Origin of the sequence: Bradyrhizobium acaciae (assembly GCF_020889785.1) — a bacterium.
Lineage (GTDB): Bacteria > Pseudomonadota > Alphaproteobacteria > Rhizobiales > Xanthobacteraceae > Bradyrhizobium > Bradyrhizobium acaciae.
This window is the reverse complement of record NZ_JACMYK010000018.1, coordinates 35,043-60,286: the sequence shown is the minus strand read 5'-3', so window position 1 is coordinate 60,286 and position 25,244 is coordinate 35,043. Positions and strand designations below refer to the sequence as shown.

Annotated in this window: 24 protein-coding genes and 1 tRNA gene; 6 read left to right on the top strand and 19 right to left on the bottom strand. The window is 61.7% G+C overall.

What is annotated here, in order from left to right; translation table 11 throughout:
* Positions 1-54: 54 nt before the first annotated feature.
* From H8A92_RS10850 to H8A92_RS10800, 11 genes are all read right to left on the bottom strand, one after another.
* On the bottom strand, positions 55-1,050 hold the full coding sequence (locus H8A92_RS10850; RefSeq protein ID WP_229195796.1) for an AraC family transcriptional regulator: 996 nt from the start codon (positions 1,048-1,050) through the stop codon (positions 55-57).
* Positions 1,051-1,305: 255 nt separating this feature from the next.
* Positions 1,306-2,634 carry an amidase family protein gene (locus H8A92_RS10845; RefSeq protein ID WP_229195795.1) on the bottom strand — a complete coding sequence of 443 codons (1,329 nt, stop codon included), beginning with the start codon at positions 2,632-2,634 and terminating at the stop codon, positions 1,306-1,308.
* Between the two features lie 29 nt (positions 2,635-2,663).
* Complete coding sequence (locus tag H8A92_RS10840; RefSeq protein WP_229195794.1) at positions 2,664-3,347, bottom strand: DUF2848 domain-containing protein; 684 nt, start codon at positions 3,345-3,347, stop codon at positions 2,664-2,666.
* On the bottom strand, positions 3,331-4,023 hold the full coding sequence (locus H8A92_RS10835) for an ABC transporter ATP-binding protein (RefSeq protein ID WP_229195793.1): 693 nt from the start codon (positions 4,021-4,023) through the stop codon (positions 3,331-3,333). The genes H8A92_RS10840 and H8A92_RS10835 overlap by 17 nt, the downstream gene beginning before the upstream one ends.
* Positions 4,023-4,769 carry an ABC transporter ATP-binding protein gene (locus H8A92_RS10830; protein ID WP_229195792.1) on the bottom strand — a complete coding sequence of 249 codons (747 nt, stop codon included), beginning with the start codon at positions 4,767-4,769 and terminating at the stop codon, positions 4,023-4,025. Before H8A92_RS10830 ends, H8A92_RS10835 begins: the two co-directional genes overlap by 1 nt.
* Positions 4,766-5,689, bottom strand: a complete 924-nt coding sequence (locus H8A92_RS10825) for a branched-chain amino acid ABC transporter permease (RefSeq protein ID WP_229195791.1) — start codon at positions 5,687-5,689, stop codon at positions 4,766-4,768. Before H8A92_RS10825 ends, H8A92_RS10830 begins: the two co-directional genes overlap by 4 nt.
* Complete coding sequence (locus tag H8A92_RS10820) at positions 5,689-6,588, bottom strand: branched-chain amino acid ABC transporter permease (protein WP_229195790.1); 900 nt, start codon at positions 6,586-6,588, stop codon at positions 5,689-5,691. Before H8A92_RS10820 ends, H8A92_RS10825 begins: the two co-directional genes overlap by 1 nt.
* 35 nt (positions 6,589-6,623) lie before the next feature.
* A complete protein-coding gene (locus H8A92_RS10815; protein ID WP_229195789.1) occupies positions 6,624-8,024 on the bottom strand; it encodes an ABC transporter substrate-binding protein in 1,401 nt (466 codons plus the stop codon).
* 51 nt (positions 8,025-8,075) lie between these two features.
* Positions 8,076-8,456, bottom strand: a complete 381-nt coding sequence (locus H8A92_RS10810; protein WP_163152046.1) for a cupin — start codon at positions 8,454-8,456, stop codon at positions 8,076-8,078.
* Positions 8,457-8,473: 17 nt separating this feature from the next.
* Complete coding sequence (locus H8A92_RS10805; protein WP_229195788.1) at positions 8,474-9,943, bottom strand: 4-hydroxyphenylacetate 3-hydroxylase family protein; 1,470 nt, start codon at positions 9,941-9,943, stop codon at positions 8,474-8,476.
* A 20-nt stretch (positions 9,944-9,963) separates the two neighbouring features.
* Positions 9,964-10,482: a flavin reductase family protein gene (locus H8A92_RS10800; protein ID WP_229195787.1), complete on the bottom strand. Its 519-nt coding sequence runs from the start codon at positions 10,480-10,482 to the stop codon at positions 9,964-9,966.
* 153 nt (positions 10,483-10,635) lie between these two features.
* On the opposite strand from H8A92_RS10800, the gene H8A92_RS10795 reads away from it, so the two are divergent.
* The 6 genes from H8A92_RS10795 to H8A92_RS10770 all read left to right on the top strand — a co-directional run bounded on the left by H8A92_RS10795 (position 10,636) and on the right by H8A92_RS10770 (position 16,921).
* A complete protein-coding gene (locus H8A92_RS10795) occupies positions 10,636-11,241 on the top strand; it encodes a MarR family winged helix-turn-helix transcriptional regulator (RefSeq protein WP_229195786.1) in 606 nt (201 codons plus the stop codon).
* Between the two features lie 283 nt (positions 11,242-11,524).
* Positions 11,525-12,178 (top strand): Csu type fimbrial protein, encoded by a 654-nt coding sequence (locus H8A92_RS10790; protein WP_229195785.1) that lies wholly within the window; start codon positions 11,525-11,527, stop codon positions 12,176-12,178.
* Between the two features lie 89 nt (positions 12,179-12,267).
* Positions 12,268-12,999, top strand: coding sequence for a fimbrial biogenesis chaperone (locus H8A92_RS10785; protein ID WP_229195784.1), 732 nt, complete (start codon positions 12,268-12,270; stop codon positions 12,997-12,999).
* Positions 13,000-13,039: 40 nt separating this feature from the next.
* The gene (locus H8A92_RS10780; protein ID WP_229195783.1) at positions 13,040-15,439 is read left to right on the top strand and encodes a fimbria/pilus outer membrane usher protein; all 2,400 of its coding nucleotides are present in this window, start codon (positions 13,040-13,042) and stop codon (positions 15,437-15,439) included.
* A gap of 32 nt (positions 15,440-15,471) precedes the next feature.
* Positions 15,472-16,521 carry a Csu type fimbrial protein gene (locus tag H8A92_RS10775; RefSeq protein WP_229195782.1) on the top strand — a complete coding sequence of 350 codons (1,050 nt, stop codon included), beginning with the start codon at positions 15,472-15,474 and terminating at the stop codon, positions 16,519-16,521.
* A gap of 97 nt (positions 16,522-16,618) precedes the next feature.
* Positions 16,619-16,921, top strand: coding sequence for a hypothetical protein (locus H8A92_RS10770; protein ID WP_229195781.1), 303 nt, complete (start codon positions 16,619-16,621; stop codon positions 16,919-16,921).
* Between the two features lie 411 nt (positions 16,922-17,332).
* Here H8A92_RS10770 and H8A92_RS10765 read toward each other — a convergent pair.
* The 8 genes from H8A92_RS10765 to H8A92_RS10730 form a co-directional block, all read right to left on the bottom strand.
* Positions 17,333-17,408: transfer RNA gene (locus H8A92_RS10765), tRNA-Lys, on the bottom strand.
* A gap of 165 nt (positions 17,409-17,573) precedes the next feature.
* Complete coding sequence (locus tag H8A92_RS10760; RefSeq protein ID WP_229195780.1) at positions 17,574-18,155, bottom strand: Spy/CpxP family protein refolding chaperone; 582 nt, start codon at positions 18,153-18,155, stop codon at positions 17,574-17,576.
* A gap of 159 nt (positions 18,156-18,314) precedes the next feature.
* The gene (locus tag H8A92_RS10755; protein WP_092115778.1) at positions 18,315-19,598 is read right to left on the bottom strand and encodes a TRAP transporter large permease; all 1,284 of its coding nucleotides are present in this window, start codon (positions 19,596-19,598) and stop codon (positions 18,315-18,317) included.
* Positions 19,598-20,170, bottom strand: a complete 573-nt coding sequence (locus H8A92_RS10750) for a TRAP transporter small permease (protein WP_229184054.1) — start codon at positions 20,168-20,170, stop codon at positions 19,598-19,600. Before H8A92_RS10750 ends, H8A92_RS10755 begins: the two co-directional genes overlap by 1 nt.
* Positions 20,171-20,326: 156 nt before the next feature.
* Complete coding sequence (locus H8A92_RS10745; protein WP_229195779.1) at positions 20,327-21,331, bottom strand: TRAP transporter substrate-binding protein; 1,005 nt, start codon at positions 21,329-21,331, stop codon at positions 20,327-20,329.
* A gap of 1,058 nt (positions 21,332-22,389) precedes the next feature.
* On the bottom strand, positions 22,390-23,082 hold the full coding sequence (locus H8A92_RS10740) for a glutathione S-transferase family protein (protein WP_229195778.1): 693 nt from the start codon (positions 23,080-23,082) through the stop codon (positions 22,390-22,392).
* 144 nt (positions 23,083-23,226) lie between these two features.
* Positions 23,227-24,438, bottom strand: a complete 1,212-nt coding sequence (locus H8A92_RS10735) for an ABC transporter substrate-binding protein (protein ID WP_229195777.1) — start codon at positions 24,436-24,438, stop codon at positions 23,227-23,229.
* 148 nt (positions 24,439-24,586) lie between these two features.
* Entirely contained in the window at positions 24,587-25,225 is a 639-nt protein-coding gene (locus H8A92_RS10730; protein WP_163151223.1) for an exopolysaccharide biosynthesis protein, read from the bottom strand.
* Positions 25,226-25,244 lie beyond the last annotated feature (19 nt).

The window sequence follows — 25,244 nt, the reverse complement described above, 5'->3', positions numbered from 1 at the left end:
TCGCGCGCGCGAAGACGATTATCGGAATCGCGAAAATTTCGTGGACGCGCGGCGCTACGAGCGGTGTTTTGCCAGCACGGCGGACGGCTTCTCGCCGAACCGTTCCTTGAACCGCGCCGAGAAATCGCCGAGGTGGAAGAAGCCGCATTGCAGCGCGACCTCGGTCACCGCAACACTGCCGGGTTCAGATGACAACAGGATGGCGTGCACCCGGTCGAGCCGTTGCGCGCGCAGCCATCGGCTCGGTGAGGTCCCGAGATCGCGCTGGAATCCGGCCTGGAGGCTGCGCAGGCTGAGCCCGCAATGCCGTGCGACCTGCCCCAGGCTAACCGCATCGGCGATGTGCTGGCGCATATAGTCCATCGCCTTGCGCACCTGCGCCGACGGCGCTGCCCCGTTCGCCGCAGCGATCGCGCCGCTGAAATTGTTGGGCTGCGCCACGAGGAGCGACTCGACGATCAGCTCCTCAAGTTGCACGAACATCTTCGGATACGCCAACGCCTCGCCGAACGTTGACAGGCCGGCCGCGGCCTCGAGCTTGTGCCAGAACGCGGGCATCTCGCGCAGCGTGAGGTCGAAATGAACTGGCATGGCTTTGTCCGAGCCCAGCAGACTGGCACAAACGACCTCTACCCGCCGACGATCCAGCCGCAGCAATATCTGGTCAAAGGCACCTTCAATGTCGAGGCGGAATTCCCGGTATGGCCCTACAATCGTACCGCGCCCCGGTGTCACGTCGGCGACCGCCGAGCCGTAGCGAAACTGCGCACTGCCCTGGACCGGCAGCGTGACGAGGAAATTTCCCTCCTCCGACAATTCGGGCACCACGGTGACATCGCCCCCATAGCGCAACCGGTTGAGCGAAATCGGCCCTATCGGCAGATGGTGCAAGCGCGCGGCCAGCTTCGCGCGCCGCCCTCGCATGGCCAGATCGTGCGGCCGCAGCATCCTGCTGCATCCCTCGACCACCTCGTCAAGGTCACCGCTTGCAAGAACCAGGTGCTTGGCGTCGAACAGACGATCTGCGATGAACGCGGTCGATACGGCCATCACTGCTCCTTTCCAACCGTCGGCGGCACCGCAACATCGCAACCATAGCGCAATCGGCTGATTGACGCACGATATCGCGGCTATCGGCGGCGTAGGTTTGCCGCATCGCAAAACCCACGATTGGGCCACGGCAGCAGAAGCGCCCTGCTTCGGCGCCCATACCCTATGCCGACAATCGGCAAGCTACAGCTTCAGCTGCGCTTGTGCAGAGCCTCCGTATTCAACCAGATGCGGCTGTCTTTTCGCGCGAAACTCCTAAACGGCATGCGAATGACCACGCAGCATCGCTTCCACGCTAGCCGCGATCTCCAGCAGGCGCCGGTCGGCATTCCTGCGGCCGATCAGCATCAGGCCGACGGGCAGGCCGTCGACCGGCAACGGCATCGAGATCGACGGGCAATCGAGCATGTTGGCGATGCGGGGATTGCGAAGCACCAGTCCGTTGAATTTGTGGAAGGCGCTATCCTCCGTGACCGCCGACAGAAGCGGCGCACGGATTGGCGTCGTTGGCAGAATGAAAATCTCATCATTGCCGAAGGACTGTTCAAAAGCCTGGATGGCGGCGTGCCGGAGCCGCACCATGCGCACGTAATCGACGGCGAGGATGCCGGCGCCCGCCTCGATGCGAACCCGGGTTTTCGGATCGACCCCATCCAGCCTCGATACCCCGAGACTGCGCAGCGTAGAGCCGACCTCGATCGACGGAAAAGTGCCGATCCTGTCGATCTCGGCAATGCGATCGAGAGCAGGTTCGATCGATCCATCTTCGATCTGCAAGCCACCTGATCGAAGCTGCTTTACGGCATTCTCGAATGCGCCAAGCACTTCCGGCTCGCAGCCGTCAAACAGGCGTCCGCGAGCAACCGTGAGACGAAAGGTGTAGGGAGAGGCAGCCTGCGGCCGCGGCACCACGTCTCCACCCGACAGCACCTGATCGGCGACGAAGCAGTCCGCGACGCTCGAGGCGATCGGCCCAATGGTATCGAGGCTGGACGACAACGAGAACGCGCCGGCGGTCGGCACGAACCCGCCGGTCGGCTTGAAGCCGGTTGCGCCCGACAGCGCCGCTGGAATTCGGATCGACCCTCCCGTGTCACTGCCAATGGCGATGTCCGCCATGCCGTCGATCACTGAGACAACAGCCCCCGATGATGACCCTCCCGGAGCGCGGCGGCGGTCCCGGGGGTTGCCCGGCACCCCATCGTTCGGGTTCGTGCCCAGCGCGGAGAAGGCAAACTCGGTCATCTGGGTCTTGCCGATGATCACGGCTCCCGCGGCGCGCAAGCGCTTCACGACCAGGGCGTCTTCGGCGGCAGGGGGCAAGGCGCGTAGTACAGCGGACCCCGAGCTCGTTACGGAGCCTGCGACGTCGAAGAGTGCCTTGACCGAGACAATGCGACCGTCGAGCGGGCCGCGTGTGGTCCCGGCGACAGCGCGCCGATCGGCAGCTTCAGCCTCGCAGCGGGCGCTCTCAGCGAACAAGGCGGTGAAGGTACTCTCGGCACCCGATGAGCTCGCGCGCGCGAGCGCGGTCTCCAATCGTACCGCGGCGGTGGGATGGGATTGATCGGATGCTGACGTCATTCGTCGAAGCTCCTCACCGGAGGTGGCGGTCAAGAGACAACCGGGAGGACGTCAATATCGTAGCTGTGGGTCAGGGACCGCTTGAGAACCGGATCGCTCAGCTCCATTTCAAAGCGCGTCCCCGGGCGAATTCCGCCGATCGCACCCGGCGTCCCGCAGAACATCAAGGTCCCGGCAGGAAGCAGATCGGCATTCGCATAGCGACGAATGAGATCGCGCGGCGTTCTGAGCGACGAGACCGGACTGTCCTGATAGAGAACCCGCTTGCCGTCGATGATCGCCCAGGAACGAAGGACTAATTCATCCCAGTGCGGTTCGACATCAGCGTAGCGCCAGAGCTGCCCGCCGATCGGTTTGCCGCAAAGCTGCTTGGAAAGTGCGATTCCTGCAGCTTCTGCCTTGCGATCGGTATGGTCAGATCCGATTCCGATCCAGAGTCCATCGGCCATCGCGACCACCACGGGCTCGACCTCCCCGGAACTGTCCGGACCTAGCACCGTCAGGCGATCCGCCTGCGTCAGTGTCTGGGCTGCGACACGGTAGTAAAGCGGTGTCGTCGACGGGCGCGGGATTCCGAGCGCGGCGAGCTCCTCGATATGGTGCTCGATCGCCGCGGCGTCCCTGCCCGCCCACCCCGCGATCACAAGCGATTCGATTTCGACGCCGACGTGATCGGTCCGATCCTTCGCGATGCGGTCAAACTTCATGAACATGGGCTTTGTCATCCTTGGTAGACGGAACAAGAATCTCGCCACGCTCGATCTGCAATGTGCGATCGGCGACGCGGTCGAGCAGAACCGGCGAGGATTCCGTGATCAGCAAGGCGAGTTCGGGCCGGTGCTTGCGCAGTTCGCCGAGCGTCCGCGCATATTCGAGCGCGAGGGCCGGCGCCAGGCCCTGGAACGGTTCATCGAGCAACAGGACCTTGCGTGCCACCGTCAGCGCACGGCCCAGCGCAACCATCTTGCCCTGCCCGCCGGAAACACCGCCGGCAGGTCGGGACCGCATCACATGCAGTTCGGGCAGCAGCATATAGATTTCGTCCAGCCTGCGAGCAATTTCCGCCTTGTCGAGGTTGAGCGCCAGGGCCGGAAGGCGGATGTTCTCCTCCACGCTCAGCTCCGGTATCAGTCGGCGATCTTCCGGGGCGTATCCTATGCCGGCGCGGGCGCGGGTATGGGCCGGCATGCTGCCGAGATCGTCGGAATCGAGGCGGATCGAGCCTTCGTCGCGCGGGATGAGCCCCATGATCGCGCGAAGCGTCGTTGTCTTGCCGGCACCATTGCGGCCAATCAACACCGTCGTCTTTCGCGCGACGATGTCGCAGCTGACCTTGCGTAGCACACGCACGCCTTCGATCGAGACGCTGACCTTGTCGACACTGAGCATCAGGCCACTCCCACGACGCGTTCGCGGACTTGCGCGTTGCCAAACACCTCGTCGGGCCGCCCTTCGGCCATGATATTTCCGGCGTTCCACACCAGGACACGGCTTGCATAGCGTGCAACCACGTCCATGTCGTGCTCGACGAAAAGCGCAGTGATACGGCGCTGACGCAGCGCACTCATCAACGCCTCCATCAGTGGAAAGCGCTCCAGCGCACTCACGCCGCTGGTCGGCTCGTCCAGCAGAAGGAGCCGCGGCTTGAGCGCCAGGGCAACCGCGATGTCGAGAAGCTTGCGGTGACCTTCAGGCAGGGTACTGCTGATCCGATCGGTGTCGCCGTCGAGCCCGACCAGCTCGAGCAAGGCCTTTGCCTCGTCGCGCCGTTCCGCTGTTTCAAGTGGCCGGATCGCGCTCCACAGCCCGTCTTTCGCGGCCAGCGCCAGCATCATGTTGTCGATCACGCGCTGTGCGGAGAAGAGTTGCGGGATCTGGAAGGCGCGCGCGACCCCGCGTCGGGCAATAGCGCGCGGCGACATCCGGGTGATGTCGTTGCCGTCGAGCAGAACGCTGCCTGAAATTGGACGAATATAGCCTGTGCAGATGTTGAGCAGCGTCGTCTTTCCCGATCCGTTCGGACCGATGATGGCGAGGAACTCGCCATCGTGGATTGCGATGCTTGCCCCGTCGGCCGCTTTGACCCCGTTGAATGCGACGCGAAGGTTCTTGGCCTCCAGGATGGGACGGCTCATGAGCTCTGAGCCTCCTTGCGCTCAAACAATCCGTAGATGCCCTGCGGCATGAACATGATCACGACGATCAGCGTGATGCCCACGAACAGATTCCAGGCGTCCGTCACGGTTACGGCCGCGCTGTGCAGCAATTCGAGGAAGAGCGCTCCGATGAACGCTCCGGGCACGCCGCCAATACCACCGAGCACGGCGATCAGCACGAGATGCCCCGATGCTGTCCAGAATGCGAAGTCAGGAACCACGCGGCCGATCGCAAGACCGGCGATTGCCCCGCCAAGACCCGCGAGCGCCGCGGAGATGGTGTAGGCGATCAGCAGAACCGCCCAGACCGGGATGCCCAGATATTCAAGCCGGATTTCATTGCTGTGGACAGCAGACAGCGCATGCCCCAGTGGACTGTCGAGATACCGGTGGACGACGAGACCGACGAGCACCATCAGCATCAGGCTGAGATAGAACAGGATGCTCTTGAACACCGGCTCAGCGAACACAATACCGAAAACCGCGGGAATCGGGACCGGCAGTCCATCCGTTCCGCCGGTGACGCCGTAGAGTTTGGCGCACAGCGCGTAGAACACCATGGAGACGGCGAGGTTCAACATGGCAAAGAAGATCGCGCGATAGCGGACAAGGAACGATCCGGCGATCGCGCCGATCAGTGCAGAGACCAGCACCGAGAGGATCAGGAGCAACCCGAGATCGTTGATGCCGGCGCGCGCAAGGAAGGCCGCGCCATAGGCGCTGGCTGCGAAGAACATCGCATGGCCGATCGAGATCAACCCGGCGCGTAGCAACACTGCGACACCGAGCGCCGCAAAGCCCTTGGCGATCGCAAGCGTCAGAACGAATTGAAGCCAGGGCGCGGCGAACGCCAGCGCAGCGAGCATGACTACCGCAGCAGCGGCCAGAATGATCCGCATCATATCCTCCGCGCCGTGACCGATCCGAACAGGCCGTAGGGGCGGATCAGAAGCACGGCAAGCATCGCCACATAGGGCGCAACCGCATCCAGCGAGGGCACGAGATAGATCGCGAGCACGCGCGCGAAACCAACGATCAACGAGGCCACCGCAGCTCCCTCGATCTGTCCGAGCCCGCCGATCGCCGCCACCGCAAAGGCGAGGACCATGGTATCGGCTCCGAGCCCCGGCGCGATGCCCGACGTCGGCGTCGCCAGAGCCCCTCCCAGCGCCGCAAGGAACACGCCGAGCGAGAACGCCAGGATGAATATCCGGTTCGTATCGATGCCGATCGACTGCGCCATCTCGCGGTCAGTCACGACGGCCGTGATCAGGCGCCCAAGCCGCGTGTGGTTGATCAAAAGGCGGAGGCCGACGACGACGAGAACCGCCATCGCGACAAGCAGGATCTGGTAGTTCAGATAGACGACGCCACCGATGCTCGACGTGCCGAGCAACCGCATCGGCGAGTCCTCGTACAGGGATTGCACGCCGAAGACCAGACGCTGGAGATCCTCGAGGATCAGGAACAGCCCGAACGTGATCAGGATCTGGACCGCTTCGGACTTGCCGTAGGTCCAGCGGACCAGGCTGCGCTCGATCAGTGGACCAAGTATCGCGGCCACGAAAACTGCACTGAACAGCAACGCAACGAACGACAAATAGGGGTTGAGCTGTCGGCTTGCGATGAACAGGCAAACCGAAGCGGCGACATAGCCGCCGATCGAGTAGAGGCTGCCGTGAGCGACGTTGAGGACGCGCAACACGCTGAAGACGAGCGTCAGGCCGACCGCCGCGAAGAAAATCAACGCGGCGCTGGCCAGGCTGTCCAGCAGCAAGGGGATGATTGCATTCGACATTGACCTGCGCCTGCGTGATCGGTTTCGATTGGACGCTATCGTTCGCCTATCTTGTAGCTCCCGGGCTTCGGAAGGCCCTTCGCAAACTCGGGCTTGAGCGTCGAAATCCACGCCAGCGGATCCTGACCGGCCTGCGGCAGCAGGCTGTCGCCCTTGTAGCGGACCATGTCACCGATCACGGGAAATGGCTGGGCCGATGTCTTCAAGGTGACGCCGACGATCTGGTCGACGAGACCGTCGTTGTCGGCACGCGTCTGCACGATGCCGGTCAAGGTCGCGACCTTGCTGCCCTTCATGGCGTCCGCGAGTTCGGCACGCGTCGGCCACTTTCCGCCGTTCTTCTGCATCGCGGCCTCGTAGGCGGCTTTCACATAGATCAGCGTATTGGCCATCTTGATGGATGGGAACACCGGGTACTCGCCGAAGCGCGACTTGTATGCCTCGGCGAACTTCACCGTCTCGGGATTGGCCTTGGCGTCCGGCGACATCCACCAGCCGTCGCCCAGAACACCGACGATCACCCCGTCGGGCAACGGCACGCGCTGCAGGACGGTCTCGCCGAGCGCGAGGATCACCTGGCTGGAGGTGAAAAGACCCCGCGGCGTAGCCTGCCGAACGAAATTCTCGAGGTCGGCGCCCCAGAGATTGGAGAAGACGACGTCCGGACGCGCAGTCGTGAGGCGGGAGATCTCGGTCTGGTAGTTCGGCGAGCCGAGCTTCGGATAGAGTTCGGCGACGATCTCGATGTCCGGCTTCAAAGCCTTCAGCGCTGCGGTGAAGATCTTGGCCGCGTCATGGCCGAACGCATAGTCCGGATTGATGATCGCCACCGTCTTCACGTCCGGCTTGCGATCCAGAAGATAGATTGCGTAGGCGATGAACTCAGGCACGGTGTTGCCGTTCGGACGGAACACGTACTTGCTCTTGCCGTCGATGAGCAATTGGTGAGTATCGCAATTCCAGCCCACGGTCGGGACTTCAAGCTGCTCGGCGATCGGGGCCAGCGCGAGGCAGGTCGCGCTCGACAGAGCGGCGACCATCACCTGATTCTTTGCGTCGCCCGCCAGTCGGCGATATTCCGCAATCACGCCTTGCGCGCCCTGGGCCTCGTCGACATAGGTCGCGGTGACCGGCACGCCTCCGATCCCGCCCTTGGCATTGATCTCGTCGATCATGAGATCGGCGGCATTCTTGCCGGGCATGCCGTAGGCCGCGGCGGGACCGGACGTGAACGTAAAGACGCCAAGTCCCACCGAACTCGGCTTGTCCTGCGCGGCGACCGGAGTTGTCGCCACGAGGCCGATCGCGAGAGCACCGGCGAGACCATCGACCACCAATCGACGATTGGCCGGGGGCAGCCCCCGATCGAGCCTGAAGAGCAATTGCAGCAAGGACAGGCAACGCGCGAATACGATCGAGATACCATTGAACGCCATATTTTCCCCCTTGAGCGGTCGAACGATGTTGTCGGTGCTGTCGAACCGGCCTCAGACCGGATCGAAATAGTGCATTTCGAGAAGCAGGCAGCCGTTGACGGACTTGAACGGCCCGTGGGGCGCGTGCGGCGGCCGACAAGCATAGGTGTTCGGCGGAAAGCTCTTGCCACCCTCGCCCTTCTCGTCGTTGCCAACGATCAAGTCGCCCGAGACGAGATAGACCTCTTCCCAATACTCGTGCGAAAACGGCGCGGTCGTGTAGACGCCCGGGGCGAAGCGCAGCAGCCGGGTTCGCGTCCCACGCCGCTTCTCCTCGTCGAGCCCTCCCGCAACGATCTTCTGTTGGATGCCGGCCGGGTAGCCTGCGGGCGTTTCCCAACCGGTGCTCATGTCGAGCGTGTAGAATTCGTCGTGCTTCTTGTTGACGGGCATGTGTTGTCTCCGTTGGATCAGGCGGCTTTGCTGGCGGTCGACACGCCATTCAGGTCGTAGGAATCGAGCATCGTCTGGACCAGCCGGTCGGCGCCGGCCCAATCGTAGGTGCGATAGGAATGTCCCTTGGTGACGAAGGTCGCACCGGCGTAGAACATCTCGTACTGCTGGTGGCGGGAGCCGAATTCGGATCCGACCGCATCCCAGGCGAGCTTGTAGAACTTCACGCGCTCATACGAATTGGCCTTCGGCGACTGCTGCGTCTTGCCGATCAAGGCCGCGATCTCCGGATTGTCGAAGTCGGCGACCGATGAGGGCAGCATGATCATGCCGCCACCGGCGAGTTCGCGCAGCGTATTGATGATGTGCGCGTAGAGCTGTTGCGTCAGCACCTGCGCGGAATAGAGCGTGTGCCGGTCCGGGATGAAATAGGGGCCGACCAGGGCGCCCTTGGCTTCCATCGCCGCCACCAGCGCGTCGACCATGCCGGTCTCGGCCGCGAGCTGGCCAAGCATCTCGCGCACCTGCGGGAATTGAGTGACGCCGTTCATTTCGGCCGTGCGATGTGCGAGGCCGGCCAGGAACTTGAGCTTCACGCTCAGGCGCACCATCGCCTGATAGTTCTGATAGACGTGGCAGGGCGTGGCGTGAAACTGCTTCTGGCACATTTCGACGTTGCCCTCGATGAAAACACGATCCCAGGGAACCTTCACGTCGTCGAAATAGAGAACCGAGTCGTTCTCGTCGAAGCGGCTCGACAACGGATTGTCGAACACCGCGCCGGCCGCGTCCTCGTAGGACTTGCGCGACAGCATCTTGAGGCCCTTCGAGTTCATCGGGATCGCAAAAGACATCGCGTAGCGTTCTTCGCCTGGACGCATCGGCTGGATGGTCGTCACGAAAACCTCGTCGGCGACCACACCTCCCGTGGCGAGCATCTTGGCGCCGCGAACCGTGATCCCCTCTGCGTCGCGATCGACGACACCTGCGGTGAGGAACGGATCCGCCTGCTCGGCCGCCCCCTTTGAACGATCGGCCTGCGGATTGATGATGACGTAAGTCAGGTAAAGGTCATTGTCGCGCGCATAGCGGTAGTAGCTGTCGAGCGCGCCCGCCCGAGCCGGATCGTACGCCTTGAAGACGTCGAGCCCCATGTACAGACCGGAGATGCACGACGCGACATGGTCCGGGGCACGGCCCATGAAGCCGGCATGCAGCGAAGCCCAAGCTTCCAGTGCCTTCCGCCGTTGGACGAGGTCGGCATAGGATGTCGGAAGCTGCCAAATCCGGTTGGCACGTCCGGCATCGGTCTCGAACGTCATGAGATCGACGTTCTCCTTGGCGCTCGCAAAATCGAACAGCCCGGCCATCGAATTGGCGAGGTTCCGATAGGCCCGATGAGCAGTCACGTCGCCGACCGCAGCCCCGTTGATGTAGATGGTCCGCCCGTCCCTCAGTCCAGACAGATATTCCTTTGCACTACGCATCGCGGTTCTCCGGTTCGAAACTAGTAATGAATGGGAAGCGGCCAGGTCGGCTCGCGCTCGCTTTCGTCGACGAGGTCGCGATAACGACCCCGAAAGAAGATCAATGGCGCGACCGGCTCATTGCGCGCGGTGTGGCGGACCACGCGGACGACAAAGATCACATGATCGCCGCCGTCATAGTTTCCGAACGGCGCGCATTCGAAATGAGCCAGAGCCCCCGATATCAGCGGCGCCTCGGCATGACCGACTGAGGTCTTGACCTGGTCCCACTTGTTGGAGAGCGCGCGTGCGAACTGGTTGGAGATCTGTTCTTGATCGCGGGCGAGGATGTTGACGGCGAAGCCTTTGGCTTCGAGCATTGCAGGCAGGCTTTTTGCCTTGCGGTCGACACTGAACAGGACCAGCGGTGGATCGAGGGAGACGGAATTAAACGAGCTCATGGTCATGCCAATGAGCTCTTCGCCCTGGCCGCGTGCCGTTACCACAGCAACGCCGGTCGCGAATTCTCCCAACACTCGCCTGAATGCACGGTCCTCCATGGGACGCCTGCCTCGCTGCTTCAACCCTGATTTATAATTGTCAGATAGCTTTCTGACAAAGCTATCTGACAATGTCAAGCCCTCTTGCTGGGCGCGCGCATGCGTGCTTCTTAGGCAACTACGCAAGACTATGATTTCGCGGGGAGAACGGCCGTGACTGAAGCGCTTTTGACGGCGTCGAAGCCCGAACTGCTCGACAAGGAGGGAGATCGAACGCTTCGCGGCGTTCTCTACGACTATTTCGCGTTCGGGCGCAGCCTTGATGCCTGCCGTGAAATATTCGCGAGCTTCGTCGATCTGTCGACCACTCAGTATCTGATCCTGATCGCGATCAAGAATTCGACCGCGGAAGAACCGATGGGTGTCAATCAGGTCGCCGAACGGCTGTATCTGAGCGGCACTTTCGTCACCAACGAAGTCAACAAGCTCGTTTCCGACGGCCTCCTCGAGAAGAGCCCACACCCGGAAGACCGACGGCGCGTGCAGCTTGCACTCACCCCGCACGGCGTTGGCCTATTGATCCGTCTTGCCGCCCTGCAGCGCCCCGTCAACGACGCGTTATTTGGGATGCTGACGCGCGAGGAGTTCAGGACGCTTTCTCATTTGCTCTCGCGTCTTGCGTCGAACGCGGACCGTGCAGTGAAGCTCGCCGAACACGTCAAAGCGACCCTCAAGTTTCAGGACGATCAGCGAGCTTTGACGACGAATTCGCCGTCCTCCCGCAAGAAGGGACGGGCGACGCTTCGTAATTCTCGATAACGAAGCCGTCAGGATCTCTACCGCTCATGACGGTCTGGCTGCAGGTTCGAGTCCTGCCGGGCCCACCAATGAGCTCAGAGGGAGGCAAACCAAGCCCAAGCGCAGCCAGAGCCGGTGTGGCCCTGAATCCGCCTGCGGACCTTGCTAGCTATTATGGTTTTTGATGGGGCCATAGCTGTCGATAGTTCGATCAGGCCTCGCGAAGCTTTTGCTCATTCAAAATTTACCCAATTTTGATTCTTTTGTTGACGACGATGGCCTGCGTGTCCGGGCACAATTGGCGATGAAAACGAATTCATTGGAAGATACCGAAGAAGTTTGCCGGCCGACCGGGAAAGCGGCTCGCAGGTTTTTCGATCCTTATCGAAGGATTCGCATCCGCGACGACCGTGGACCTTTGCTGAAGCGACGAATGCAGCAGGCTGCGCGAATAGGAGCGCTCGCGCTCTTCGTTGCCGTGGCACCCGGTCATCACACGTCCGCCCAGGCGGGCACATCGACCGCAAATTTAACCGTTCAGATCACCATCACTGCGTCTTGCACAATCAACGCTGCGACGCTCAATTTCGGGAGCGTGGCAGGAACAACGCTCGCGACCACCTTGCAGTCGGGCAGCACGACCGTCTCGGTCACCTGCACCAATGGCAGCCCGTACTCCATCGCCATGGACAACGGAGCAAATGTGTCCGGCAGCCAGCGGCGGATGGCGAATGCCGGGAATTTTATCAACTACGATCTCTATACTGATTCAGCCCATACCAACCCCTGGACCACGGCTACCAGCAGCACCACCTGCACGACCACGAACGGCTGCATTCTCGGCACCGGTAGCGGATCGGCGCAGACGATCAACATTTACGGCACCGTTCCCGCTACCGGCACCGCACCGAACACCGGCACCTATACGGACACGGTGGTTATGACCATCACCTATTGAGGCCGCGGCAGCGGCCCGCTGTTCCTTGCATCTGCGTATCGACGAAATTCCTTTCTGACGCACGATTTCGAAATCGATTGGGCATAGCGATGCATCATAATTCGACGCTGCTGGCCGCATTTGCCGCGAGCCTGGCATGCATAGGGGTCGCCCATGCCACCGCGCTTCGCGTCGAACCCGTTCTCCTGGAACTGAATGCGCCGGCGGCAGCGGCTACCCTGACGCTGCGCAATGACGAAGATGCCGACGTCGAGGTCCAGACCCGCGTGCTTCGCTGGTCGCAGTCCGACGGCAAGGAGAGTCTTGAACCGACAACCGATGTGGTGGCATCACCTCCGGCTGTCAGGATGGCGCCTCATTCAGACTACGTCGTGCGGGTTGTGCGGGTGTCGAAACAGCCGGTCAATGGCGAAGAAAGCTATCGTGTCATCGTCGACCAATTGCCGCGAGCAGGCGGCAGCCAAGGTCGCAGCGTCAATCTTTTGGTACGGCAGTCGATCCCAGCGTTCTTTCGCGGCCGCGAGATCAGCCGGCCGCAGGTTTCCTGGTCGCTCCGCACTGAAGCTGGCCAACTGACGGTCGTGACCCACAATGCCGGCGACGAGCGGCTCCGTATCGCCAACTTGCGGCTTAAGGATTCCTCGGGAGCTACCTTGTCCTTTGGCAATGGTCTCCTCGGCTATGTCCTCGGACATTCCTCCATGAGTTGGGCCACGCTGAAATATCCTCGCGGCTTTGGATCCGGCGGATCCATCTCTGTCACGGCGGAAACCGACAAGGGCCAGACTCATGCGGTTATTGAGTCGCCGACTCGGCGGTAGAAGAGGCTCCACGCTTGTGTCCATCTTAGCACTCCTTGGCATGGTCCTCTGTGCCGGGCGTTCGCGCGCGGCGGAAGCCCAGACAAATCTGCAACTCGATGTCGTGATCAACTCCATGTCCGCCCGAACAATCGGATCATTCGTGCGGTTCGATGACGGTCGTATCGGCGGAACGGTGGAGGAACTGGAAAGCCTCGGCCTGCGACCGGGCCCGCCGCATCGACCGGGCGAGATCATCGCACTGGATGATATCCCGACACTGAAGTATCGATATGAGGAGAGAACACAGCGGATATTCATTGCCGTCGACGAAGCCGGACGCAAGCCGCAGCTCTTTGACGCAGGCGGCTCTAGCGGAAACCTACCAAAGGCGCGGGCCGATCCCGGCGCGACGCTGAATTATGACCTGTTGAGCTCTACCAGCAATGCAGCTACCCCGAGATTGATCGGGCTCGGTTACACATCGCTTTTGCTCGATGGCCGGGCGTTTTGGCCATACGGCACCGCCGAACAGTCGGCGATCGTCCGCACTGGTCCGCAGCAGCCTGCGCAGGCGACACGGCTGAATTCGTCTTTGCAGTATTCCGACCAGGACCGGATGATCGGCTACGTTGCTGGGGATACGATCAACGGCGGTCTGGCCTGGTCGCGGCCGATCAGGATCGGCGGTCTTCAGGCTCAACGCGATTTTGCCCTGCGGCCCGATCTCATTACCACGCCGCTCGCGACCATCGGCGGTAGCGCGGCAGTGCCGTCAACCGTCGATGTCTATGTCAACAACATCAAGACATTTTCTCAGGACGTCGCGTCGGGCCCTTTCAGCGTGAACAACGTACCGCTGATTTCCGGCGCCGGCACGACGCAACTCGTGGTGCGGGATTCGGCAGGTCACGAAATCCTGACGTCGGCGCCGTTTTATGCGACCTCTAGCCTGCTTGCGCCCGGGCTGAGCAGCTGGTCGGTGGAGGGCGGATTGCCGCGGCTGTCCTACGGCTCCAGCAGTGACGTCTATGTCGGCTCGCCTGTCGGCTCCGCAACCCTGCGACGAGGTATCTACGACGGCTTGACAGCAGAGGCGCACGTCGAAGGCGGAGCCGGCGTCATCAACGGTGGCCTCGGTGGTGTCTTCAGGACCGGGACGATCGGTGTCGCCGCCGTGGCCTTGGCTGGCAGCGGAAGCGGCACGAACCGAGGTCTGCAGAGCTACGCTTCCTATGAGACCCGGCTCTTCGGCGTGAGCATTTCGGCGAGTTCGCAACACACCTTCGGCACCTATGACGACCTTGCCTCGGCGACCGCAAGATTGCAGAACATCGTGGCGTTGAACGGCGGCCTGCAAAATCTGAACGGTCTGTTCAACTACCTGCCCGGTAGTATCGCTTCGTTGTCGAACTCGTTTGCCTATGTGACGGGCATCTATGGCAGCGCCCGTGCACCGGTCGCACTCGATCGCATCACTTTCAGCGCTCCAATGCCATTCGACACCCGGGCCAGCCTGAGTGCGAGCTTTGTCGATCTGCGCGATACCTCAGGCCATCGTTCCAATATCGTGACGGCTTCTTACTCGCGTTCGTTGCCGTACAATGCGTCGATATTCTCCACCGTCTTCCACGATTTCTGCAGCAAAAAGAACACCGGCGTGTTTGCCGGTTTGAGCATCCCTTTTGGCGACGCAGCTTCTGTCACGACCGGGGTTTCAAGCGGACGGGGCGGTACCACCGGCAGCGTTGATGCCGTCAAGTCGCTTGGGCCGGAGCCCGGCAGCTATGGCTGGCGCATCCACGATTCCGAAGGCGCATCGAGGTACCGGGAGGCAACAGCTTCCTACAGGTCGAGCTACGGCACCATCCAGGCCGGCGCAAGCCAGGCCGGAGCCGGCAGCGTGGGATCGCTGGAATTGCGCGGTTCGATCACCACCATGGGAGGCGGCGTTTTCCTTTCGAACTGGATCGACGATAGTTTCGCGGTGGTCGCAACTGGCGTGCCGGATGTCGAGGTCCTCAGCGAGAATCGCCGGGCGGGTGTCACCGATTCCAGGGGCATGCTGCTGATCCCGACGCTCCGGTCCTACCAGAAGAACAAGATTGCGATCGACCCGACGAACCTTCCGGTCGACGACGAAGCGGCAACGACGCATGACATCGTCGCTCCGGCCGATCGCGCCGGGATGCTCGTCAGATTCGACGTCCGCAAGGAGACGACGGCTGCGCTGGTGACCTTTATCGGGCCTGACAATCGCGTTCTGCCGGCCGGGGCCGTCGGCCAGATGACCGGTGGAGTAGAGTTTGTCGTAGGCTACGACGGACAGGCCTATATCAGGGGGCTCTCGTCAATGAACGAAGCCGAAATCGAGCTTGCCGACGCACGCTGCCGCGCCACGTTTGCGTTCAATCCGCGGCCCGGCGAACAGGTCCGGATCCCCGGGGTCGTGTGCCAATGATGCAGTCATTTCCCACGTAAGCCAGTGCCTTCGTGCGTCAGCTTCCTCGATCGCCCATTCTGACCAACCCGCATTGCGAGATCGAAATCGTGGTCATCGGCTCAAAGCGAACTTTAGTCTTCGCCTTGCTCCTGCAATTAGCGGCATCGTTTTCGGCCCACGCCCAAAGCTGCTCCGTTACCGCGGCGTCCGGCAATTACGGATCCGTCGACATTCTGGCGGGTGGCGCCGTCGACACGACCTCGACATTTACCGTCACATGCAGCGGCTGTGCACTCGGCTGCACGGTCAATGCGTGCGTGCAATTCAACCAGGGGGCGCCCAACAGCAGCAGCTCGGTTCGATCACTTGGAAGTGGGGCGAATACGGCAATACACGAGCTTTATACCGACCCCGGGCGCACGCAGGTTTGGGGATCCTGGGGATATGGTACCACCGCGTATGGCTCCGGTGGCATCAGCATCAATCTCAGCCTTCCCCTTTTGGGCGGGCCCGCGCAACAAACTCTGACCGTCTATGGGCGCTTTCTCGCCAATCAGCAGGCAACGATACCCGGGACCTACATCTGGAGTACGACCTCTCCGGTTGTCGCCTACGCGGCCTATCTTCTGACAAGCCCGAATTGTTCATCGAACCCGGGGATCACGACAAATGCGGGCTCCTCGCCCTGGACGGCGACAATCGCCGGAAATTGCATTGTTTCGACCACGCCACTCAACTTCGGTAACGCTTCGCTGTTGACGTCGAACATTGACGGTGTTGGAACGATTTCAGTGAAGTGCACCAATACGACCCCGTACTCGATCGGCCTCGACAACGGACTACATGCAAGCGGCAGCCAACGGCGCATGCAGGCAGGCTCCAGCTTCATCAATTACAATCTCTATACGGACGCGGCCCGGAGCGGCGCCTGGACAAGTACGACATCCGCTACAACCTGCACGTCCGGTGCCAATACCTGCGTGCTTGGCACAGGAACGGCGTTGATTCAGAACGTTTCCGTCTATGGGCGAGTTCCACCGCAAACCTCGCCCCCACCAGGAGCCTACGCCGACACCATCGTCGTCACCGTGACCTTCTAGCCCGATCTTCCCGGATTAGCGGTTAGAAAGTCCGAAAGTCAAAATCGACACAACGCCGATCGCGGCAAATGTCCATCTCCTTCAATTTCGACAGCCGATGACCGCACCAGTTTCGCACCAGAATCTGCTTGACCAACAGACGGCCTTTTGGCCGTCGCTTGGGAGGAAGCAGCTCGCGCCCATTTCCATGCATGTGACGGCCGACGACTTCAAAGCCATCCGTGGGTTTATGGTGCGCTCGCATTTGCTGCGATTTCAGTCGCCTATCCCGGCGATGAGGATCAACTCATCAACCTCAAAGAAGCTTTTCAGCTCCCGTTGGCGCCCCGCTACCCTACGTCCCGAACGTAATCAGCGACCGAAAAAATCAACAAAAACAATGAAGCTCGATCCTGATTGACCACGGTTATCGCTGTTCATTCACGGGGTTTCGGTGGTCAATCGGTGGTTGGCGAAGCCTGTTTCCCAAGCGCGTGCCTGTCAAATCGGCTAGCTGAGGTCGGGTTCTGCAGCCTAAGCCGAGGTCTGCTCTTCTCTCGGAAGCAGCCGTGTCGGCCGACTCAGTGCAGGTCAGCAACGGGCCCAGAAGCAGGAGTCCGCAACGCCGGATGAATCAGCGCTACTACGTGCCGCCGGCCGCCATCGGTAAGCTCGGCAATTGCCGACCTATGCGAAACGCACACGCAAGGTGCTGATATCGGAGACCAGGAAACGGCGCGAGGAGCGAACAAAAGCAGCCGGTTTGTCGGAACAGACACGGCTGCTTGTCGGAATGACCGCTACGAGGGCTTACCTAAGCTATTGAAAAGCTTGGTGGGCGCACCAGGGCTCGAACCTGGGACCCGCTGATTAAGAGTCAGCTGCTCTACCAACTGAGCTATGCGCCCGGAACTTGTCCGGAAATGACCCTCGCAAGAGAGGCCGTCGTTTAGCAAAGCGATTCCGCGATGTCCAGCAAGCTGGCGCAAGTTTTCCCGACTTTTACGAAACCGAAAGGCCGCCGGATTCCGGCGGCCTTTCATAGGCTTGGCGACGCTGCCGGCCACAGGCGCTCAGAGCCGGCCGGAGCGCTCCTGATCCGGACCGTCGTCACGGTCGAAATGATGGTCTCGGCCGCCGCGTTCCCAGCGGTCCATGCCGCGCTCGAAGCGGTGGCGGCGCCAGCCCTCGGCGCCGAATCCGCGGCCTTCCATGTGGGTGAGCAGGGTGAGCCGCCGCTTCTGGTTGTCGTCGAGCGTCTTGTAGAGCGGGTCGGCGGCATCGGCGATCTTCTTCAGCGACGTCGCGGTGGCCGCCATGTTGTCGGCGCGCTCGCGCAGGCGTGCGACCAGATCATCCGGCTTGTCGGCCTTGTCCGCGTCGGTCTTCTCGACGGCCATCCGCGCATTGGCGCGATCGATCCGCATCTTGGCGAAGTCCCGCACCGCGGCCTCGACCGGCGGCCACAGCTTCTCCTGATCGGCGGTGAGCTTCAGCCCGGCGTGCACCGCGGCAATGCGTGCATCCAGGAAAGCGGCGCGATCCTCGGAGCTCATCCGCATGTGTCCGTGGAACCAGGGACGATGCTGGGCATAGACCACAGTCGAACCGGCGATCGTGAGCGCCGCGACACCGGCGAGCAGAACTTTATTCATCCGAACCTCCTTTGAAGGTTGCTCGAAGATGATCCCCCCTGCCGCTGCCTTCAACTTACGGATTGGACAGAGAGACCTGCCTTACCAAAATGTAATCCGCTTCGTTACCCGTCAGAAACATCCAAAGCGCGAGGTCGCGCTCTGGATTTCTGATTTGCATCAGATCATTCCGAGCAGCCGCGGCAGCCACAGCGAAATCTCCGGCACGTAGGTGATCAGGCCGAGGAACACCAGCATCGCGCATAGCCACGGCAGCACCGAGATGGTGATCTCGCTGATCCCCATCTTGGCGATACTGCTCGCGATGTAGAGGTTGAGGCCGACCGGCGGATGGCACAGCCCGACCTCGGTGTTGACGATCATCAGGATGCCGAGATGCACCGGGTGCACACCGAGCTTGGTCGCCAGCGGAAACAGGATCGGCGCCATGATCAGGAGGATCGACGACGGATCCATCACGTTGCCGGCGAGCAGCAGGATGACGTTGACGACCAGCAGGAACATCCACACCGAGAAGTTCTTGTCGATGATCCAGGCCGCCATCTCCTGCGGGATCTGCTCATGCGTCATCAGGAACGAGAACAGCACCGCGTTGGTGATGATGTAGAGCAGCATCGAGCTCATGCTCGCCGCCTGCAGCAGCACCTTCGGCACCTCGGAGAGCTTCAGCTCCTTGTAGACGAACACGGTGATGAAGAAGGCGTAGGTGGCGGCGACCGCGGCCGCTTCGGTCGGCGTGAAGATGCCGCCATAGATGCCGCCGAGCACGATCGCGATCAGCGACAGGCCCCAGATGCTTTCGCGGAATGCCGTGAACTGCTGGCCGATGGTCGCGCGCGGCATCTTCGGATAGCCGTTGCGCTGGGCGACGAAGAAGGTCACCGCCGCCAGCATCAGCGCGAGCAGGACGCCCGGCACGATGCCGGCCATGAACAGCGCACCGATCGAGGTGTTGGTGGAGACGCCGTACAGCACCAGGATGATCGAGGGCGGCACCAGGATGCCGAGCGCGCCCGAGGTCGAAATCACCCCGACGCCGAACCGCTTCGGATAGCCGTGATCGACCATCGCCGGCATCATGATCGAGCCGATCGCAACCACGGTAGCGACACTCGAGCCCGAGATCGCTGCGAACATCGCGCAGGCCGCAACGCCGGCCAGCCCAAGGCCGCCCGGCAGATGCCCCACTAAGGAGGTCGTGAACGCGATCATCCGCCGCGCGACGCCGCCGCGGGTCAGGAAAGTGCCGGCCAGGATGAAGAACGGGATCGCCATGATGCCGAAATTGTCGAGGCCCGAAAACAGTTTCAGGCCGACGCTCTCGATCGGCACCTCGGTCATCGTGAACAGGAAGGTGAGCACGGTCAGGCCGAGCGAAATCGAGATCGGCATGCCCGTCAGCATCAGGGCAAACAGCAGTCCGAAGATAAGTGCGGCGCTCATTACGCTTCTCCAAGCGCGACAGGCGCGGTCTTGCTGGTCTCGACGCCGTCGACATGCGAGGCGTCATGATGTGGCAGCTCGTCGGTCCACCAGTAGTTCCAGCACACTTGCAGGAAGCGGAAGCACATCAGATAGGAGCCGAGCGGGATGCAGGCGTAGACGATCCAGCTCGGGATCTCCATGTCCGGCGAGACCTGGTCGGTGTGCATCAGCTCGAACACGAACTTGGCGCCCATGGTGCCGACGATCGCGGTGAACAGCGCGCCGCCGAGCAGGCCGAAGGTAATGGTGCGCTTACGCCAGGCGTCATTGAGGCGGTTGATCAGCACGTCGACGCCGACATGGATGCCGGTGCGCACGCCATAGGCGGCGCCGAACTTCGCCATCCAGATGAACATGTAGATGCAGAGTTCCTGCGACCAGGCAAGGTTGATGCCGAACAGGTACGGATAGAGCACGGGAACGTCGACCAGAAAGCGGTGCACGACCGTGACGAAGGTCAGGAGCGTCGCAGCGCCCATCAGGCTCGCGATGATGATTTCCTCGAGCCGGTCCAGAATTTTAAGCAGCATTGATCTCCCCTGTCATGGCCTGATGCGGCAACCGGCCACGGCACCCAAACCGCGGCCTCTCGTGGCCGCGGCATTCGTTAGATCTGCGGTTCAGATCCGCGTTTTGTTGAGCATGATCTATCCGGAAAACCGCAGTCCAGTGTTCCGGATCATGCCTTAGTTCATCGGGCTGCGGCCCGTTTCCTTCAGGAATTCGTCGATCAGCGGCTGGCCGACACGCGACGCCACGTCCTTGTAGACCGGCATCATCGCCTTGCGCATCGCCTCGTCCTGCTCCGGCGTCAAGGCGACGATCTCGGTCTTGCCGGCCTTCTTGATCTCGGCGAGCGCGTCCTCGTTTTCCTTGGCCGACTGGCTGTTGCCGAACTCGGTGGCTTCCTTCATCGCCTTGGAGAGCTCGTCGCGGATATCGGCCGGCAGGCCGTCCCAGAACTTCTTGTTCACGACCACGACATAGCCGATGTAGCCGTGATTGGTGACGGTGGCGTACTTCTGCACCTCATGCATTTTCTGGGTGTAGATGTTCGACCAGGTGTTCTCCTGGCCGTCGACCACGCCGGTCTGCAGTGCCTGGTAGACGTCGGAGAATGCCATCACCTGCGGGATCGCACCGAGCGCGCGGAACTGGGCTTCCAGCACCTTCGACGACTGGATGCGGAATTTGAGCCCCTTGTAGTCGGATGGCGCGACCAGCTTCTTGTTCGCGCTCATCTGCTTGAAGCCGTTGTCCCAATAAGCGAGGCCGGTCATGCCCTTGGAATCCAGCTTCTTGAGCAACTGGGCGCCGAGCGGGCCGTCGGTCACCTTGCGCAGAGATTTCAGGTCGGGGAGGATATAGGGCAGATCGAAGACTTCGAATTCCTTGATGCCGATCGGGCCGAACTTCGAGTTCGACGGCGCCAGCATCTGTACGGCGCCAAGCTGCAACGCCTCGAGCTCTTCCTTGTCCTTGTAGAGCGTCGAGTTCGGATACACCTCGACCTTCACCTTGCCGCCGGTGTACTTCTCGGCGAGTTCCTTGAACTTGTCGGCCGCCTTGCCCTTCGGCGTATCCGACGCCACCACGTGGCTGAACTTGAGGACGATCGGCGACTGCGCCGAGGCCTGCCCGACAAAGGTCAGGGCCGCGATCGACGCCGCAGCCAAAATGAATTTACGCATGTTTCCTCCCGCGTAATTGCGGAGCACGAACACCGGCCCCGGGACATCCGGTCGCACCATTACAGACAAGCACCGACGATTGCCATTGCCCCTTTAGCAGGGGCTAATTGCGCCATTGCTGCACTGCAAAATTAGATCCGACGGTATCTCCTTCGGCTCTCGCGACCGTTCAACGACACCGCCGCACGCTGTGCCCGGCCATGGCCGCACGGTCAATGCGAGGTTTGGCAATGGCGAGTTCGCCGCGCGCGAATGCTGGTGTCGATATTGGCTGCCGTCCCTCCGCCGTCCGCGGCGTAGACAGCTTTCACAGCAACCACAACTGTCGTCCCTGCGAAAGCAGGGACCCATACTCTGCGGCTTTCGTTGTTGAAGGGACTCGTCGTTCCAGCATCGCGCAACAATCAGCATCTGTGGTTATGGGTCCCTGCTTTCGCAGGGACGACAGCGAGTGTGTGGCACCGCTGCGAGTCATACAGAGTCAAACATCCGCGTTCTCGCGACATGATTGCCCGAGCTTTGCTCTTCGTTCCGCCCTCCTCTCGCAGAGGGCGCAGGGAAAGCCGGGTGCCGATCGCACCCATGGGCCCCGAGCATTGGGTAGAAAGCTCGGGGGTAGGACCACAGGTGTAACCGGAGCAATCCGGCTTCCCCTGCGCGATGGCTTACGGCTTATACGTGCTCTCCCCGGCGAGACTGGGCTTTGTTGTCACCGTCTTCGCAACGCGCATTGCGCAATCGGAAAAGACACCTACCACTAGGGCGTCAGGCCTGCACGATTTCGCCGTCCGCCTCGCGTGCTCTCGTCAGCACCACGCGCAGCGTCCACCGCATCTCGACCCACGTTCGTGACGACCGCGAAGCGCCCCTCGTGTCGGGTGAGACGGGCAGACCATATACCGAGTTGGCCTACTGATAAACCGAAATATTTTCGCACGACGCAGTTGACAGGTTTTGCTGAGTTGCCCGTCGTGTCGAACAAGCAACACACCCCGAACGAACACGACATCCCGCGATACTTTAGATGCATGGCATCGGCAGGCTGACGTAGTCCGCGCTCACGCATTGATGGCCGCGTGGATGGCGCGGCAATGTCGTGCCAGAGCATTATGCGAAACCACGAATGTCTTCAACGGAGTCTCGATGCCGTAGAAATAGATGTTGGCCGCGAAGCCATAGATACCGGCGTCGATGCTCGTCGGCATGTCGCCATGCACATAGCCTTGTGCCGGGATCAGGCTCACGAGCGCGGCGAGATCAGCGAGCCCGCGGGCCATCGCGGCGTCGGGCGAGAAGCGGCCGATGCCTTGGTAGTAGTAGCGCTGGGCGTTGAACGCCTTGGCCTTCACCAACCCGTCGTCGGTGAGGCCCGGATGCTCGCGCTTGAGCGCGTCGCGGAACTGGGGCCAGAAGCGCTCGTCCTGCCAGCGCGAATAGGACATCACCCAGTAGAGATCGTCGAGCGTGCGGGTGACGAGGAGATTGGTCGTGCGTTGCGCCGGCGTCAGCGCCGCATCCAGCGTCACGCGGTATTTTTCGGTGACATAGGCGATGATGGTCTCGCTGTCGCCGACGCTGTCATCGCCATCGACGATATAGGGCAATTGCTGGCGCGGCGCCTTCGAGGCATCAAAGATGTGCTCATGCCGGAACGGCACGCCGGCGAGCTTCAGAAAGGCGAACACCTTCAGGCCGTAGCCATTGTTGTCGGCGACGCCGAACAACGGCGGATAGGAATAGAGCGTGAGCATGGCCGGCTCGTCACGTTCAAGGGCGCGACAGGCTACCTCAAGACTGGTCCGTGGGAAACGTCGGCAGGTGAGCACTCCAGGGGACGCAGCCGCCTTTGCCGCGTCCCCTGGATGCCAAGCAGCGTGGCCGCCGCTCACTTGTCGTCAGCGCGACGCGGTGCTGATGTTCTCCCCGAAGAACTTCCAGGTCTTGCCGTCGAACTTCGCGAGCTTGAACGTGTCGAAGGTGGAATAGTTGGTCGGCGACACCGAGACCGTGATGCCCGGAAGCAGCAGCGGCAGCGAGACCTTGCTCAGGTTGGTGGCCTGCTTCAGCAGGTTCTCGCGCGTCAGCTCGTCACCGCAGTTCTTCAGGATGATGGCGGTGAACTGCGCCGACAGATAACCGATCTGGTTGCTGCCATCGATCGGATTGCCTTCCGGATACCACTGCTTCATGAAGGCGAGATAGTCCTGCACGCCCTTGTCGGTGTCCCACGCCGGGTCGCCCACCACCTTGGTCGCGAGCGCCGTCATGAGGCCAGTGGATGCTTCCAGGCCGGCAGGCTCGAGCACCCCGCCGATCGAACTGGCGACCGAGACGATGAAGTGCGTCGGCTTCCAGGCGAGATCGGTAACCTTGCGGATCGCCTGCGCGCCGAACTTCGGCGTCGTGATCGTCATCAGCACGTCGGCGCCCGCGGCCTTCAGATTGACGATCTGGGAATCGATCGTCGGATCGGTCACCTCGTAGCTGAGCTCCTTGACGATCAGGCCGGCCTTCTCTACCAGCCCTTCCTTGAAGCCCTTCAGATAATCCTTGCCGAAATCGTCGTTCTGATAGATCACGCCGATCTTGGCGTTGGGCAGCTCCTTGGCGATGTACTTGGCGTAGATCTTCGCTTCCTGCGCATAGGGCGGATAGAACGGCGTGGTCCAGGGAAACTCCTTCGGGTCGTTCCACTTCGAGGCCCCGGTGGAGATCAGCAGATGCGGGATCTTCTTGCCGTTCAGATATTTTTGAATCGACGAATTGGTCGGCGTGCCGAGTGAGCCGATGTTGGCAAGGATCTCATCCTGCTCCACGAGCTTGCGGGTCTGCTCCACCGTCTTCGGCGGGCTGTAGCCGTCGTCCATGCTCAGGAGCGTGATCTTCCGGCCGTTGATGCCGCCCTGGCTGTTGATCATCTTCCAATAGGCGGCCTCAGCCCTGCCCTGCGTGCCATACGCCGAGGCCGGACCGCTGTAAGGCATGGTCTGCCCGATCTTGATTTCGGTATCGCTGGCGCCGGGATCGTACTTCTTGTCGGCAGCGAGAATCGCCGACGTGGAAGCAAGGCTGAGTGCGGCGATTGCCGCGAGCGTGATGCAACGCATTTGTTCTCCCCATTCGCGTCGCTGTTTGCCGCGACGTCCGGCGAGATAATGATCATGCCCGCGCGAGATGTCGACCCCCGTGTCAGGACATAGAGCCGCGCTGGACCTTACCTTGGACCGCCCTGGGCTCTGCCCCTGCCGTCGAACGTCACAGCCCCATCCAGTTCATCACGGCAGTGAACGATGCCCACAGCGTCCATCCGAGCCCAGCCAGGGAAATCAGCGCTGCCGCCATCGCAATCGCCAGCAACAGGCCGTCCTCCTGCAGGTAGGCGATCGCAATCAGGACGACCACCATTCCCGGAATGACGTTGACCAGAGGCAGCGGCCAGCCTGCCGAGAAGGCCAGCAGAAACACGACCAGTCCGACGAGGCGGTCGATCACATCGCGACGAGCATCCCAGCGCGGTCGGCTGAGACGCTCGATCGCCTGGAGCATCGGGCGGACGAGGACGGTGAATCGCTTGAAGCGCTTGAAGTCGAACTGTCGCTTCGAGACGAAACGCGGGAACGACGGCGCGCTGTGGCCGAGCATCATCTCGACCGCCGGAAACAGCAGCGCCAGCGTCGCGATGGTCGCGACGCCGGGAATGATCACCAGCAGCCCCAGGAGCAGCAGGAGAAGGCCGAACGACCGCTTGTCCAGGTTGCTGAGGAGCCATTCGAGATCGACGGGGCCGTCCGGTGCTTGAGCGACGAGTTCCTCAAGAAGTTGGGACGTATGTGTGGGCGCCAATGGGGCTCCGGACGAGGGGGACATGCAAGCCAAAGTGGTCAGACTCGGCATCGATTGCAACAGCTGCCGA